Annotated in this window: 13 protein-coding genes and 1 riboswitch; of the genes, 5 read left to right on the top strand and 8 right to left on the bottom strand. The window is 45.2% G+C overall.

Going from position 1 to position 15419, the window contains the following annotated elements; all coding sequences use genetic code 11:
• Positions 1–65: 65 nt before the first annotated feature.
• Positions 66–356 (top strand): oxidative damage protection protein, encoded by a 291-nt coding sequence (locus tag ACTXGL_RS04080; protein WP_443525063.1) that lies wholly within the window; start codon positions 66–68, stop codon positions 354–356.
• A 91-nt stretch (positions 357–447) separates the two neighbouring features.
• Here the strand turns inward: ACTXGL_RS04080 and phoU are convergent, their stop codons facing one another.
• The 5 genes from phoU to pstS all read right to left on the bottom strand — a co-directional run bounded on the left by phoU (position 448) and on the right by pstS (position 5691).
• Positions 448–1230: a phosphate signaling complex protein PhoU gene (gene phoU, locus ACTXGL_RS04075; protein ID WP_443525061.1), complete on the bottom strand. Its 783-nt coding sequence runs from the start codon at positions 1228–1230 to the stop codon at positions 448–450.
• Positions 1231–1379: 149 nt separating this feature from the next.
• Positions 1380–2300, bottom strand: a complete 921-nt coding sequence (gene pstB, locus ACTXGL_RS04070; protein WP_442967648.1) for a phosphate ABC transporter ATP-binding protein PstB — start codon at positions 2298–2300, stop codon at positions 1380–1382.
• Between the two features lie 78 nt (positions 2301–2378).
• On the bottom strand, positions 2379–3284 hold the full coding sequence (gene pstA / locus ACTXGL_RS04065; RefSeq protein WP_319050715.1) for a phosphate ABC transporter permease PstA: 906 nt from the start codon (positions 3282–3284) through the stop codon (positions 2379–2381).
• Positions 3285–3333: 49 nt separating this feature from the next.
• Positions 3334–4287, bottom strand: a complete 954-nt coding sequence (gene pstC, locus ACTXGL_RS04060; protein ID WP_319050716.1) for a phosphate ABC transporter permease subunit PstC — start codon at positions 4285–4287, stop codon at positions 3334–3336.
• A gap of 243 nt (positions 4288–4530) precedes the next feature.
• Positions 4531–5691, bottom strand: a complete 1161-nt coding sequence (pstS, locus tag ACTXGL_RS04055) for a phosphate ABC transporter substrate-binding protein PstS (RefSeq protein WP_443525058.1) — start codon at positions 5689–5691, stop codon at positions 4531–4533.
• A gap of 293 nt (positions 5692–5984) precedes the next feature.
• Positions 5985–6140, top strand: a riboswitch (TPP riboswitch).
• 242 nt (positions 6141–6382) lie between these two features.
• Between pstS and thiC the strand changes: the two genes are divergently transcribed.
• Entirely contained in the window at positions 6383–8521 is a 2139-nt protein-coding gene (thiC, locus tag ACTXGL_RS04050; protein WP_443525056.1) for a phosphomethylpyrimidine synthase ThiC, read from the top strand.
• 134 nt (positions 8522–8655) lie between these two features.
• Here the strand turns inward: thiC and ACTXGL_RS04045 are convergent, their stop codons facing one another.
• The gene (locus tag ACTXGL_RS04045; RefSeq protein ID WP_443525054.1) at positions 8656–9546 is read right to left on the bottom strand and encodes a fructose bisphosphate aldolase; all 891 of its coding nucleotides are present in this window, start codon (positions 9544–9546) and stop codon (positions 8656–8658) included.
• A 174-nt stretch (positions 9547–9720) separates the two neighbouring features.
• A complete protein-coding gene (locus ACTXGL_RS04040) occupies positions 9721–10569 on the bottom strand; it encodes an EamA/RhaT family transporter (RefSeq protein WP_443525053.1) in 849 nt (282 codons plus the stop codon).
• A 378-nt stretch (positions 10570–10947) separates the two neighbouring features.
• On the opposite strand from ACTXGL_RS04040, the gene ACTXGL_RS04035 reads away from it, so the two are divergent.
• From ACTXGL_RS04035 to ACTXGL_RS04025, 3 genes are all read left to right on the top strand, one after another.
• Positions 10948–12855, top strand: coding sequence for an ABC transporter ATP-binding protein (locus ACTXGL_RS04035; protein WP_443525051.1), 1908 nt, complete (start codon positions 10948–10950; stop codon positions 12853–12855).
• Between the two features lie 76 nt (positions 12856–12931).
• Entirely contained in the window at positions 12932–13822 is an 891-nt protein-coding gene (locus ACTXGL_RS04030; protein WP_443525049.1) for an alpha/beta fold hydrolase, read from the top strand.
• Between the two features lie 13 nt (positions 13823–13835).
• Positions 13836–14453, top strand: coding sequence for an alpha-ketoglutarate-dependent dioxygenase AlkB family protein (locus ACTXGL_RS04025; protein ID WP_443525047.1), 618 nt, complete (start codon positions 13836–13838; stop codon positions 14451–14453).
• A 78-nt stretch (positions 14454–14531) separates the two neighbouring features.
• On the opposite strand, the gene ACTXGL_RS04020 is transcribed toward ACTXGL_RS04025, so the two are convergent.
• Positions 14532–15374 carry an EcsC family protein gene (locus ACTXGL_RS04020; RefSeq protein ID WP_443525045.1) on the bottom strand — a complete coding sequence of 281 codons (843 nt, stop codon included), beginning with the start codon at positions 15372–15374 and terminating at the stop codon, positions 14532–14534.
• Positions 15375–15419 lie beyond the last annotated feature (45 nt).

Below are 15419 nucleotides of genomic sequence, written 5' to 3'. Positions count from 1 at the left end.
AGACCGTTATCATGGTCTCATAAGATCATGTGATTTTACCCAATATAATAAATAAGGAATGCCTTATGACTGAGACTTTTAACCCTCAAGCCAATACCGTCTTTTGCCGTAAATACAAGCAAGATCTGCCAAAAATGCCGCATCCACCTTTCCCAAATAAAAAAGGTCAAGAACTACAAGAAACGGTATCTGAAAAGGCATGGAAAGAATGGCTTGAACATCAAACCATGCTCATCAACGAAAATCATTTGAGCATGATGGACCCTGAAGCCAAAAAATTCCTGACCGAGCAACGTGATAAGTTCTTGGACAATGAAGACTACGAACGCGCCCAAGGCTGGACACCAGAAAGCTAATCTGAGCTTTCTATGTATTGGTAACGACCACAAAAAAACGCGCTAGCTATAGCGCGTTTTTTATTATGAGCAAACTATGCTGACTGCATTATCAGTCGTCATTACTTTCTAACGATTCGTAGTCGTCGACTGACATGGTACTGACTTGACGAGCAGCCAGACGGTCATTGGCTTCTTGTACTGCTTTTTCGACCATGGCGTAGTCTGAGTGGCGTACATCTTGACCACTGATATAATTGATAACTAGCTCTGCTACGTTTTGTGCATGATCACCGATACGTTCAAGCGAACGCAAAATCCACATGATATTAATGACCTTTGAGACTTGTCTAGAGTCTTCCATGATATAGGTCATCAATGCTCGGATAGCAGATTGATATTCGTTATTGACCACACTGTCATTGCGCATCACTTCAAACGCCTGCTCAGCATTTGATTGGCTAAAGGCTTCTAACGCGTTATTAAGCATCAACCTTACTTGATTGCTTAAGTGCTGTACCTCAGCATAGCCATAAGACGATTTGCCTTGTGCTGCAATTTTGCTTGCCATTTTTGCAATTTTTACCGCTTCATCGCCAATACGCTCAAGATCTACCACACCTTTACTGATAGACATGACTAGGCGCAAGTCTCCTGCTGCAGGTTGACGCTTCGCAACCAATAGCAAGATGTGTTCATCGAGCTCAACCTCCATTCGGTTGATATCAAAGTCCATCTCGATGACCTCTTGCGCCAGTATCTCATCTTTGTCAATCAGTGCATGGATCGCTTTCGCCACTTGGTTGGCAGCGCTATCACCCATGTACAAAAACAAACGAATGGCTTCATCAAGATCTTGGTCAAAACTTTTGGAGATATGCTTATCACTTTGCATGAGAGGTATTCCCTGAAATCTATATTTTATGAGCTCAGTGTGTGCTGGCTAGATAAAACAGTTCGACTCACAATGTCCTGTTGAGCACTTGATGTTTGATCCAGCTTCAGTTTTAACGCATTACTACTTACCTTTGGTGTCACTCAATATCAACCATAACGACCAGTGATATAGTCTTCTGTAGCTGTTTGGGCAGGCTTAGTAAATATCTGATCGGTCTCACCCATCTCAATCATATCGCCCAAATACATATACACCGTGTAGTCAGACACACGGGCAGCCTGCTGCATGTTATGCGTGACAATAGCAATCGTATAGTCGTTTTTTAGATCTTCAATCAACGCCTCAATCGCGCCAGTTGAGATAGGATCAAGTGCAGATGTTGGCTCATCGAGCAGTAGGACTTCGGGTTTGGTCGCGACGCTACGGGCGATACATAGACGCTGCTGCTGACCGCCCGATAGTGACAGACCTGATGCTTTTAGTTTGTCTTTCACTTCTGGCCATAGGGCTGACTTTTTCAGCGCCCACTCCACGCGGTGATCGAGCTCGTCTTTGCTCAGCTTTTCGTAGAGTCGTACCCCAAAGGCGACATTGTCATAGATAGACATAGGGAACGGTGTTGGTTTCTGAAAAACCATACCGACCTGTGCTCTTAGCAAGTTGACATCGACGTCTTTGCCCAAGATGTTATTGCCATCGAGATTGATCGTACCTTCTGCACGCATACCTGGGTATAAGTCATACATGCGGTTAAAGGTACGCAGTAGTGTAGATTTACCGCAACCTGAAGGACCGATAAAGGCAGTGACTTTTTTATCAGCGATATCAATATTGATATTCTTTAGTGCCTGAAAATCATCATAATAGAAGTTTAGATCTCGCACTTCCATTTTTGCGGCAGGCATGTTTTTAGGGATATCGTGACGGGTTTGTTTGTTGAAATCAGTAGCAACGGGTTGCTGTGACTTTTGGTTATTTGACATAGGTCTACTCAATAGGCTGTCGGTTGCCGTATCAAAATCATTCGTTGTGGTTTTTGTACGGGCTTTGCTTATGACATCATTCATAATATTATTCAACCTATCTTAATTGATTTCATATAAATTTGAGTGAGTATCTGCTGCGATACTACAGGGAATCAAGACTTATTTAACCTGACCTCTATTACCAATAAACCGTGCCAATACGTTTAGTACCAAGACAGACGCCGTGATAAGCAGCGCGGCTGCCCAAGCCAACATGTGCCAGTTATCATACGGGCTCATAGCAAATTGATAGATGGTGTTGGGTAAGTTGGCAATCGGCTGACCCATATCGGTACTGAAGTACTGGTTGTTAAGTGCTGTAAATAGCAACGGTGCCGTCTCGCCTGTGATACGAGCAAAGGCTAATAGTACACCTGTGGTCAGTCCAGCTTTAGCCGCTTTGACCGTGACCTGCGTTACCATTTTCCACTTTGGCGTACCGAGTGCGTATGCTGCTTCGCGCAAACTATTGGGCACCAAATTGAGCATGCTCTCAGTCGTACGCACGACCACTGGAATAACAATCAATGCCAATGCTAATGCACCTGCCCAACCAGAGAAGCTTTGACCTTTTACCATCAGAGCGTAGATAAATAGACCAATAACAATCGAAGGCGCTGACAATAAGATATCATTCAAAAAACGAGTGACCTTACCCAGCATACTCCCTTTAGAAAACTCAGACAAATAAATACCGGTCATAAGACCAATGGGCGCACCAATGAACAATCCTGAAAATGCGAGCATTACCGAACCAACAATGGCGTTACGCAAACCACCAGCACTCATAGGGGGCGGCGTATCAGCGGTAAAGATGGGTAACTCCATCATTCCCTGAAAACCTTCAACAAATAATGTCACTAGAATCCACGACAACCAAAACAAACCAAAAACCATGGCTGACATGGCAAACCCTAGCCCAAGCTTATTGGTCCAACGGCGCTTGTTATAAAGACTCTTGTTATAACGTGCTTTAGAGCTTGTCTTGACTGGTAGTGGTGCGTTGAGCGCATTGTTAGAAGGCATAGTCTTTATTTCCCATATCTTTTATCAATATCAAAGTCTGATACATGATTTATCGGTTGCCCGCTTTATGATCCATACGCATAAGCATGAGTTTGGCCAAAGACAGCACAATGAAGGTAATGACAAACAGTATTAAGCCCAAATGTAGTAGCGAGGCCAAATGCAGCTCACTAGAGGCTTCGGCAAACTCGTTGGCTAAGGCAGAGGTAATCGTCACACCAGAAGTAAACAGACTTGGACTGATATTGAAAGCATTACCTATCAAGAAAGTCACCGCCATGGTCTCGCCAAGTGCGCGCCCCAGACCCAAAATAACGCCGCCAACAACCCCTGCTTTGGTATAAGGGAGGATAATCTTGAACATAACTTCCCACGTCGTCGCGCCCATACCGTAGGCAGACTCTTTGAGTAAATCTGGTACAACAGAGAAGACGTCACGCATGGTGGCTGCGATAAAAGGAATAATCATGATAGCCAGCACTAGAGATGCCGTGAACATCCCCAGTCCCATGGGAGCACCTACAAACAATTTACCGATGATAGGTAGAGGACCGATGTGCTCAATAAACCATGGCTGGATATGATCGCCAAAGAATGGCGCAAAAACAAACAAACCCCACATACCATAAATGATAGAAGGGATGCCGGCCAATAGCTCAATGGCAATACCCAGTGGTTTTTTGAGGAACTTAGGGCACATCTCAGTCAGAAATATCGCAATACCAAAACTGACGGGTACGGCAATCACGATAGCGATGAGTGAGGTAACTAGCGTACCGTAAATAGGCGCAAGCGCGCCGTACTCATTGGCGACCGTGTCCCAATTGTTGCTGGTATAAAACCCAAGCCCGAACTCTTGAATACTCGGCCAAGCACCAACGATGAGAGAAACTAAAATGCCCCCTAAAGATAGGAGGACCAGTATGGCAAACGCTTTGGTAGAGTTGACAAATAAAGCGTCGTAACGTTTTTGTTTAGCCAGTTGGGACCTTAAGTCTGTCATAAGTGTCTCAGCATTGAATAGAGTGAATTCAAAAAACCAGTGTGTTTGTTCAGCTTTATCACAACAAGCCCGCCCGCATAATCATTGACGATCCTGTGTACCAATGGCAACTGCTCAATATATCCATCAGTACTGCAGTCAGTGTTACGGTCAAAATTGCTGTGATAAAACCTCTCAAACAACCAGGCTCTCTATAGAGTGGTTGTTTGAGAGTCTAACTATGTCAAAATCAAGAGTAGCAACTTACTGCGCTGGCTTATAAACTGGCTGACCGTCGCTACCTTTTACGTCGTTCCATTTTGCTTTGAATAGAGCCACTGCCGTATCAGAGAATGGGACATAATCTAGGCTCATAGCGCTGTCATCACCTTGGGTATACGCCCAGTCAAAGAAGTTCAACACGCCAGCAACTTGCTGAGGATTCTCTGGCTGCTTGTGTACTAAGATAAAGGTTGCAGCAGCGATAGGCCATGCTTGCTCAGTCTCAGAGTTAGTGATGACTTTATAAAAGCCTTCTTGTTGTGACCAATCGATGTCACCTGCTGCGGCAAATGTCTCAGCAGATGGCTGAACGATGTTGCCCGCGGCGTTCTTCAGTGCAGTATGTGACATGTTGTTTTGCTTAGCGTATGCATACTCAACATAACCGATAGAGTTTTTCATACGGTTTACATAGCTTGAGACGCCTTCGTTACCTTTACCACCTGCGCCAGTCGCAGAGGTTGGCCACTTAACCGTTTTATCAACACCAACCGTATCTTTCCAATCTGGTGATACTTTTGCTAGATAGTCAGTAAAGTTAAACGTCGTACCTGAACCGTCTGAGCGGAATACCGTTGTGATTGCCGCATCTGGCAAGGTCAAATCTGGGTTCATAGCTGCGATAGCCGGGTCATTCCAGTTGCTAATTTTACCTAGATAGATGTCTGCCAAAGTCGTACCATCTAGCTTCAAGGCACCTGGCTCAATACCATCAATATTAACGATAGGTACGACGCCGCCGATGACCGTTGGGAACTGGATAAGATCAGATTCTGCTAGCTCTTCAGGTGTCAATGGCGCATCAGAAGCACCAAAATCGACAGTTTTTGATTGAATTTGTTTGATACCGCCAGATGAACCAATTGACTGGTAGTTAACTTGCCCGCCAGTCGCGCCATTGTAGTCATAAGACCATTTGGCATAGATAGGCTGCGGGAATGAGGCACCTGCACCCGTGATGTTCATTGCGATGTTTTCAGCAGATTTAAAACCAGCATCAGCAGCAGTCGTTTCCTGAGTCTGAGTAGTGGTCGTAGCGCTACTAGTATCAGCGGCAGCGGTTTCTGTCGTATCTGTTGACTTATTACATGCCGTAAGCATTAAGGTGCAACTGACGGCTACTGCTAATAACGAATAACGCATGTAGAACTCCTGAAGTTTAACGACGATATAAAAAAGCATTGTTTGTGATATGCGTGATATCTTGCCAAATCTTTATGACAATTTAATGACAACCGTCGCAATCTTTTATTCGCTTTACATAATATTTAGACAACCTCTGCCTAGCCCAGTGATACCAAGCGATAGTCGTTACTGATACTGAGTGGCCTATTGGATAAATATATTAAACATCGCATTTGGAGTCTGATACTTACGTTCAAATACTATTAGCTGTTAGTGCAGAATTTTGCTAGTATGAAATCTGATTTACAACACTGACAGACTCGGGGTGCGGTGTAGTATTGGCCTACTTTATTAAGCGTTTATAGTTAAACATTAATAACAGTAGCCGCCTATCTACATTCGCTGAGAGATCACCCGCCGAACCTGATGCGGTTAGTACCGACGCAGGGAAGTCTTAAGCACTTTGTTATTGATGACAAAGGACGCGTAGAAATACATTTTTATCATCATTGTCTGAGTATGCGTGCCGCATGAGCAGACAACGAGCGAAGATACAAATCTGCGTCCACTATTTGATGACCATTTACCGCGGCAATTTTTTGATCGCTGTTAGGTGTCGATAGTCCAAACTTGTCTCAATGATAGGTGCTGCACCCGCAGATACTGGCGGTGTTGATTTTATTCAAAAACCAACACGCTAGGACAGCATATGACTACTTTAGACAGCATTTTAGACAACACCTCTTTAGACAGTGCCTCATCTGCACAAACGCATAACCCAGCCAACAACATACCTCTTACCTCAGACTCTACTGACACCGTCAAAGCAGATAAAAAAGCAGACGCCCTAAAAACACCTGCCCACCGTGCTGCCAGTGATGCGCGCTTTGAAGAAGATGCACGCGACCTGCACCGTATTCTACCCGCCTCTCGCAAAGTCTATATCCAAGGTTCAAGACCTGACATCCAAGTACCGATGCGCGAAATCAGCTTGGCGGATACACCAGTCGGCGGTACGGGTGATAAAAACGGTGAGCATAATCCGCCATTTTATGTTTACGATACTTCAGGCGTCTACACTGACCCCAATGTCGAGATTGACTTGACGAAAGGTCTACCAAAACTGCGTGAAAACTGGATCGCCGAGCGTGACGATACGGAGCAATTAAGCGGTCTATCTAGCTCATACGGTCAAGCACGTGCTCGCGATATCAGCACTGCCAACCTTAGATTTGCTCATATTGACAAGCCACGCCGTGCTAAAGATATTGATGAAAAACCAGGGAATGTCACGCAGATGTACTACGCGCGTCGCGGCATCATCACCCCTGAGATGGAATATATCGCCATACGTGAGACGCAAAAACAGCACGCGCTGACCGATATGCGTCAACATGACGGCGAGAGCTTCGGCGCCAATACGCCTACTATCATAACGCCTGAGTTTGTCCGTGACGAAGTGGCAGCTGGACGTGCAATCATCCCAAACAACATCAATCACCCTGAATCTGAGCCGATGATCATCGGGCGCAATTTCTTGGTGAAAATCAATGCCAATATCGGTAACTCCGCGCTGGGTTCGTCTATCGATGAAGAAGTATCCAAAATGACGTGGGCCACACGTTGGGGTGCGGATACCATTATGGATTTATCAACGGGTAATCATATTCATGAAACCCGTGAATGGTTAATCCGTAACTCGCCTGTGCCAATTGGTACCGTACCGATTTATCAAGCGCTGGAAAAAGTCGATGGCGTCGCAGAAGACCTAACATGGGAAATCTTCCGCGACACTTTGATTGAGCAAGCAGAGCAAGGCGTGGATTATTTCACCATTCATGCCGGCGTCCTACTTCGCTATGTACCACTCACTGCAAAACGCTTAACGGGTATCGTGTCGCGTGGTGGCTCTATCATGGCGCAGTGGTGTCTGGCGCATCACAAAGAAAGTTTCTTGTACACGCATTTCGAAGACATCTGCGAGATTATGAAGCAGTACGATGTGGCGTTTAGTCTAGGTGATGGCTTACGTCCTGGCTGTCTACAAGATGCCAATGATGAGGCGCAGTTCGGTGAACTACGTACGCTTGGGGAATTGACCAAAGTCGCATGGGAACATGATGTACAGGTCATGATCGAAGGCCCTGGACATGTGGCGATGAACCGTATCAAAGAAAACATGGACTTGCAACTTGAGCTGTGTGCGGATGCGCCTTTTTATACCTTAGGGCCATTAACCACCGACATCGCACCGGGTTATGACCATATCACCAGTGCGATTGGTGCAGCGATGATTGGCTGGTTTGGTACAGCGATGCTGTGCTATGTGACACCGAAAGAGCACTTGGGCTTACCAAACAAAAAAGACGTCAAAGACGGTATTATCACTTACAAGATTGCCGCTCACGCTGCTGATTTGGCCAAAGGTCACCCTGGTGCGCAGGCACGTGATAATGCCTTATCCAAAGCACGTTTCGAATTCCGCTGGGATGATCAGTTCAATCTGGCGCTCGATCCTGATACCGCGCGCGAATATCACGACGAGACCTTACCAAAAGACGCACATAAATCAGCCCATTTCTGCTCGATGTGTGGTCCGAAGTTTTGCTCCATGAAAATCACCCAAAACGTACGTGAGTATGCAGCTGGACTTGATAAAGATGCCGCGAATAAAAAAGTCACACCGCAATCAGGCGACTTAAGCGATGCTGATCATTTGATTAAAAAAGTTGATACTGAACTGGTGGGACAAGTTGGCGAAGCCAGTGCTGAGGAAGTCCGTCAAGGCATGGCTGAAATGATGGAGAAATACAATAAGGAAGGGCGTCAGTTATATAAAGAGGTGTAAGTTTTTTAGCTCTATCAAATAATAGTCCTACCAAAGAAAAGCCCGAACCTGATAGTCAGGTTCGGGCTTTTCTTTGGTCTATGTATGACTATCAAGCCAGTACCTATTACACCCATCTCATTAAACCAGTACTATTAAACCTTCGACGCCTGATAAATCTCTTCGATAGAATTATTGATGGTGTCAGCAAACTCGCTATCGCTTTGTTGCTTACTCAACCCTTCGGTAAAGGCACGAGAGAAGCTCGCAATCATACCGGGGTTTTGCTTGAGCTTAGCACACGCATCGGTACGGCTATAACCACCAGATAGTGCGACTACTTTGAGCACTTTTGGATGATCAATCAGCTCTTGATAAAATCCTGCTTCTTCAGGCAATGTCAGCTTAAGCATCACTTGATGTTCGTCACCCAAGCGCTCAAGATTACGCAAGATATCGGCTTTTAATAATAGCTCACAATCATGCTTTTGCGCGCTGTCTATATTGACCTCAGGCTCGACGATCGGCATGAGACCCTTTGAGATGATTTGCTTGGCCACATCAAATTGCTGCTGTACCACCAGCTCAATACCATCAGCGCTTGGCTCATAGATCACTGAACGCATCTTGGTGCCAAATACTGGATAGTTTTTTGCTTTATCCAATAGCAGGTCTAGATTGGGCATCGGCTTCATCACTTGTACGCCATCCATCTGGTCAGCCAGCCCTTTATCTACCTTCAAAAATGGTACGATGTGTTTGTCTTCCCATAGATAATTGGCAGTCGACTTACCATTGACGTCGCGCTCCATGGTGTCTTCAAATAGAATAGCGCCAAGCACACGTTCCTTGTCAAAACAGTCACATGTCATGATACGCGCACGCATTTCGTGCACCAAATCAAACATCGCCTCATCACTATCGTACGCTTCACCGCTAACACCATAGTTTTCTAGTGCTTTTGGTGTACTACCGCCGCTTTGATCAAGCGCCGCGATGAAACCTGAGCCATTTTTTATGTGCTGTAATTGCTTATCGTATTCCATTGAGGATGCATCCTGTTTTTATTGGTTGAGGTCAAATATCATAACGAGACGGTATATGGCTTATATAAACCATGTTATTTGCAAACAACCTTATCATAGGATGGATTGTCTGCCTATATAGGATACGTGACAGCGTGTCTAAAATTACTTTTATACAACTATTTTGGGTAAAAACTATGCTAAAAAGAGCACGCCCACACAGCATACAGCGAGTAGTAACCCCACTATATTGATACGGTTAAGTTGCTCTTTGAATACGCCTACGCCAATTAATGTTGCCACCGCAATAACACCGACATTCATACCCGTAAAGACGATACTGGGTGAATCAGATAACACTTGATGGGCACGTACGTAGGCATAGATATTACCCATGTTTAGCGCTCCAAGCAGCAGACCTGCTATGAGTGCGTCTTTTTGCCAGCGTACCCGGCTGATAAGTAGATAGATAAAAAGCAGCATACCTGCCATACCGAAGCTCACAAACAGCGTCAACGGAAAAGCGGCGCCTTGTTTGGCGACCTGTTTGAACAAGATATCAATAATGCCGTAGCCTGCCCATACCCCGAATAACCATAGTGGCGTATGCTTTGCTTGCCGAGTGATATCATTATGCTGTGGTCGATAGACAAGCGCACCTAGTGCCAAAAATCCTAATGCCAACCCAAGTATACGAGTACCCGTCAACACTTCACCAAACAATAGAAAAGCAGCGACAATGGGGATAATCAGTGATAAGCGCTGAGACGCATCCGTTGCTACCATGCCGACTGCTTCAATAGCACGGCCCAGAATGATAAATATCGCGGGCAACAATACCCCAAGCGCGATGATAATACCCCAAGCACTATCAAGCGCATGTATGGCACCAATATCAGGCTGTAATAATACCCATGTCAGTAAAAATGCCACCGGATACCCTGCCACGATAGTCTGACGTATATCTATGTTTTTTTGACGCAATACTTTTAAGAGTACAGAGACAGCAACGCTGCATAGCACCGCGATTGTTAAATACATCATTCACTTCTACCTTGTTTGACCTCTATATTGGGTGCTTGTTTGTATACCAGTAGTACCTGACTTAAGCCACTTTATCTATCCAACGGGCGCCTGATCACATCATAACTGCCAACGCTATACTTAAGCACATGAATAGTGAGTTAGATAAGCGCGCTGTAAAAGGTAGCAAAATATATTTTTTGCAGCAATCCATTTATTATTGCCCATACCAAAGCTCTGGCAATGAGCATCATGGGTGATCAAATTACAATTAGCATGCAGGTATGATGGGTAATTTTGCTAAAATAGCACCTAACCCCAATCACAAAAGTAAAGATTTGAGATAACGAGACTTCTCGTTCATCTCGACGTACTGCTATTGATGTTTTACTGCTGCCTATGAATGCTCTATTTCGCTTTTTTGAAAACCGTCTACCCGCCTTTCCAGACACCCCTATGCCGCTGCCATCACCTCGCGATGGTATGCTAAAGTTCTTATGGGTATGTACCAACGGTCTGCGTGGCTGGCTGTTGCTCTTTATGGTTTTGTCCGCTGGTATCGGTATCTATGAGGCTATGCTGTTTGCGTGGATTGGTGATATCGTCGACTGGCTAGGTATCTATACACCGCAAAACTTATGGGCAGAAAAAGGCGATATGCTACTGCTTATGCTTGCGGTGATGATTGTCAGCCCGTTGTGGATTGCGTTGTCATCGTTCGTCCATTTTCAAACCTTGCAGGGTGTTTTCCCTATGCAAATGCGCTGGCGTTTTCATCAGCGTATGCTTGGTCAGTCGATGCAGTTTTATCAAGATGAGTTCTCAGGGCGTGTCTCCGCTAAAGTCATGCAGACCGCACTCGCTGTCCGCGATACGGTCATGACTGTCACTGATATGTTTATGTATGTCTCTGTCTACTTTATCACCTCAGGGGTGATTTTATTTAACCTAGACAGTCTGCTGCTCATACCTTTTATTATTTGGTTGGTGTTAGTAGCACTAACGATTTGGTACTTTATTCCTAAGCTCAAGGACACTGCCATCGTTCAAGCTGATGCTCGTGCTCTGATGACGGGGCGTATCACAGATGCTTATGCCAATATCATGACCGTCAAGCTCTTTAGCCATTCACGCCGGGAGCTGGGTTATGCTAAAAACGCCATGGGACAGTTCTTGGGTACGGTACATGCACAAATGCGCTGGGTCAGCTATCTAGAAGTATCAACCCACCTCATCAGTGTCATCTTGGTCAGTAGTACCGCAGGTATTGGTCTGTACTTATGGCAACAAGGCGCTGTGGGTGTCGGGGCAATTGCGGCGGCGACCGCTATGGCGTTACGTCTAAATGGTCTGACGCGCTGGATCATGTGGCAGACGGCCAGTTTATTTGAGAGCATCGGTACCGTGCAAGACGGTATGCGTACACTATCAGCACCGCAAACGATCATAGACAAACCTGATGCAAGCGCGCTTACTGTCACTGATGGTCGTATTGTATTTGAGCATGTTGATTTCAGTTATGAATCTGAAGAAGATGAGCGCGCGCAAGACAGCGAGTCTCATGATGGCACTACGCACACACCTAACTCATATACCAAACTGCTAGATAACTTTCATCTAGACATCAAACCAGGGGAAAAAATTGGTCTGGTCGGGCGCTCAGGCGCTGGCAAATCAACCTTGGTCAATTTATTGCTGCGCTTCTTTGACGTCGATAGCGGAAAAATCTTGATCGATGGTCAGGCTATTGACGCCGTCACTCAAGAATCCTTGCGTCAACAAATAGGTATGGTAACTCAAGATACCTCTTTGCTGCATCGTACTGTGCGTGAAAACATCGCTTATGGTCGCCCTGATGCTACTGACGCGGAGATTATGTTTGCAGCAAAACAAGCGCAAGCATGGGACTTTATCAAAGACTTATATGATGATAAAGGCAATACAGGTCTCGATACGCAAGTAGGTGAACGCGGAGTCAAACTCTCTGGCGGTCAACGTCAGCGTATCGCTATCTCACGTGTTATGCTAAAAAACGCACCAATTCTGCTCTTGGATGAAGCAACAAGTGCGCTAGATTCTGAGATTGAGTATGCGATTACTGAGAGTCTAAATGACATCATGACAGGCAAAACGGTTATCGCTATCGCCCATCGACTCTCTACCATTGCTGCGTTAGATAGACTGGTCGTCATGCATCAAGGACGTATCATCGAGCAAGGTAGCCACAATGAGCTACTAGCGTTAAACGGCGTCTATGCCAGATTGTGGCAGCGCCAAAGCGGTGGCTTCTTAGGTGAAGACAACTAAGACTCACTAAAACGATAAGCAAATAGATCACAAAAAATAAATCATAATAAATAAGTCACAAGGAAGTGTTTATTTTATGGACGCATTCACACGCAGTATCACCCTTAGCAAAAAAAAAGCACGCTACTATAACCTGAGCCAGTTCAATCAGCCAGCAGAGTCAACGACGACTCAGCGTGCACCAGCACACTTTTATGGTGGTAACAGCTTTACGGTTGGTACGTATATGCCGCTACTGAGTGAGCTAGCAAATGAATTTGATATGAGATCACTTGCCTTGCGCGGTTACTGGTACGATAAACCGCAAAGCCGTCGCCTCACACGTGAGCAAGATGCTGATATGCTGATTGAGTTTTTAGAACAAACGCAAGATAAGCCTGTCGTGGGTATTGGACATTCCCAAGGCGCAACAGCTACGGCAATCGCTGCTGCCAAGCGTCCAGAGCTGTTTTCGCAGCTGTATCTCATAGAACCTGTCACATTTACCAAAAGCCAAGCCACTTTATATAATCTATTGCCTCGCTCTGTACTTCTTAGCCAAGAACCATTTAAAAGCACATCAACTAAGCAATCGACTTGGTCAAGTACTGATGACTACTATCAGAGCCTACGCGCGCAGCGTGCTTATAAGCGCATCAGTGATACACACTTGCAGATCTTTGCTGAGCAAAGTCTAAGCAAAAATACTGATGGCAGCTACACGCTTATGTTTGCACCTGGACAAGAGCTGGCAAACTATTTTGGTGCGCCTCATATTGATGCTGCGCTCAAAAAATTGAGCTGCCCTTATACGTTAATCACCGGTAAGCCTACCTTGTTTATCAGTGATAAAGTACGTAAAAAGTGGCGCAAGTTTGTACCTGATGGCAGTCTGATCTCATTACCAGATTATGGTCATCTACTGCCGATTGAGGCGCCTACACTCTGTGCCCGAGTCATCAATGATCATCATCAAAACAGCAAATAGCGACCACTAATCTATGACTGATCTCTTTGCCCCTGCTCCTACCGATAATTTATTGCCTTATGATGGTAAAGTTAATGATTTGGGCATAATTATCGACGACGCTCATACTCTCTATGACACTTTATTAGATGAGTTACCGTGGCAGCCAGACATCGTGAGATTGTTTGGTAAGACCCATGTGACGACTCGTCAAATTGTCTGGATGGGAGAGACGGATGCCGATTATCAGTATTCAGGGCATAAACGGCAGACGGTACCGTGGTCAAGTATAGTGTTCCACGTGAAACAACAGGTTGAACAGGCTTTGGTAGATGTCGGTATTGTGGTCGATTTTAATACCTGCTTGCTCAACTATTATCCTTCTGGGGTTGACGGTATGCGCTACCATGCCGATGACGAAAAAGAGCTTGGTCATCAGCCAATTATTGCCTCTCTATCTCTAGGTGCCACACGCAAATTTGTTTTTAAGCATAAAAAAACTCAAGACAAAGTTGAACTTCATCTTGAGTCTGGTCAATTAATTGTCATGCATGGCGCGACGCAAAACTTTTGGAAGCATACTGTCACTAAAACAAAAGCAGTCTCTACTGGGCGGATCAGCCTAACATTTCGGCAAATGCTCACCCGTTAGTAACAGCGTCATACTGAGCGATGTATTCGTTAAGTAGTCTAGTTTTATGTAGGGTTAGTAGTTATGCGCAAATACTAACTATACACGGCGATCCAAAAAACGCTCTCTGTAGCATTGGTGCGCCGCCTCACAAACACTGGCAGTATAGCTGGCGTTGACACCGCCTGCGACCACCGCACCCACTGTTGGGATAATCTGTGCTGCTTTTGTTTTGACCATATTGGTCGCCACTTTGGTTGCCGTTTGACGTACTACCCGCGACATTACCTCTTCATTAACTTGGTTAAATGCCTGCGTCTGCGGATCTTTGACCATTGCATCAGTATTATCCAAAGCAGCTTTGCGCTCCTCGGCAGATGCAGACGTCGCCACCGCTAACAAAGACATGGCAAACAACTGCTCGCCTTTATTATTAATATCAAAACCATAGTAAGTCGCATACTCACCAATCGCACGTAGATTTGCCGTAATGAGACCGACCACGTCAGCAGGTATACCTACCCACCCGGCGACTCCAGTGGTCACCCCCTGAGCACTCGTTAAAGCCACATATTTACTTTTAAACAATTCAACCTGTTTATCAACGACAGCAATCGGTAAGCGTTCAATATCAGAGAATGTAGTGATAGAAGAGCCTGCGATATCAGACTCGTTTTGATAAGTATTGATGACGTCCTGGGTATTCAATGTCCAGTTTGCGGCATTACTCAAAGCGGTGATAGACTGCTCTGTGGCTTTTGTCAGCGCATCACCGAATTGCGGCATACTCATAAGCGCGTCACCTGCTTCAACAATAGGTTTGTTGATAACGGACAGCGCTTTATCAAGTACGCTTTTATCAGGGTTTTTCCACGCTTCTATGTCTTCACGGACTTTGGCTTCATAAGCAATGTGATCATTTGTTTTTTCGTTAGTAGTCATATTAGTCCCTTTATTAGTATCGTTCACTTTCTATCTTATGATAAA

The organism is Psychrobacter sp. T6-6 (assembly GCF_052258185.1).
Lineage (GTDB): Bacteria > Pseudomonadota > Gammaproteobacteria > Pseudomonadales > Moraxellaceae > Psychrobacter.
This window is presented reverse-complemented; position numbering and strand designations above follow the sequence as displayed.

Coding starts and splice junctions, on each gene's coding strand:
- ACTXGL_RS04035 (WP_443525051.1), top strand. CDS start 10,948: ATGAATGCTCTATTTCGCTTTTTTGAAAACCGTCTACCCGCCTTTCCA.
- ACTXGL_RS04020 (WP_443525045.1), bottom strand. CDS start 15,374: ATGACTACTAACGAAAAAACAAATGATCACATTGCTTATGAAGCCAAA.
- pstC (WP_319050716.1), bottom strand. CDS start 4,287: ATGACAGACTTAAGGTCCCAACTGGCTAAACAAAAACGTTACGACGCT.
- ACTXGL_RS04080 (WP_443525063.1), top strand. CDS start 66: ATGACTGAGACTTTTAACCCTCAAGCCAATACCGTCTTTTGCCGTAAA.
- ACTXGL_RS04040 (WP_443525053.1), bottom strand. CDS start 10,569: ATGATGTATTTAACAATCGCGGTGCTATGCAGCGTTGCTGTCTCTGTA.
- pstS (WP_443525058.1), bottom strand. CDS start 5,691: ATGCGTTATTCGTTATTAGCAGTAGCCGTCAGTTGCACCTTAATGCTT.
- ACTXGL_RS04045 (WP_443525054.1), bottom strand. CDS start 9,546: ATGGAATACGATAAGCAATTACAGCACATAAAAAATGGCTCAGGTTTC.
- thiC (WP_443525056.1), top strand. CDS start 6,383: ATGACTACTTTAGACAGCATTTTAGACAACACCTCTTTAGACAGTGCC.
- ACTXGL_RS04030 (WP_443525049.1), top strand. CDS start 12,932: ATGGACGCATTCACACGCAGTATCACCCTTAGCAAAAAAAAAGCACGC.
- phoU (WP_443525061.1), bottom strand. CDS start 1,230: ATGCAAAGTGATAAGCATATCTCCAAAAGTTTTGACCAAGATCTTGAT.
- pstA (WP_319050715.1), bottom strand. CDS start 3,284: ATGCCTTCTAACAATGCGCTCAACGCACCACTACCAGTCAAGACAAGC.
- pstB (WP_442967648.1), bottom strand. CDS start 2,300: ATGAATGATGTCATAAGCAAAGCCCGTACAAAAACCACAACGAATGAT.
- ACTXGL_RS04025 (WP_443525047.1), top strand. CDS start 13,836: ATGACTGATCTCTTTGCCCCTGCTCCTACCGATAATTTATTGCCTTAT.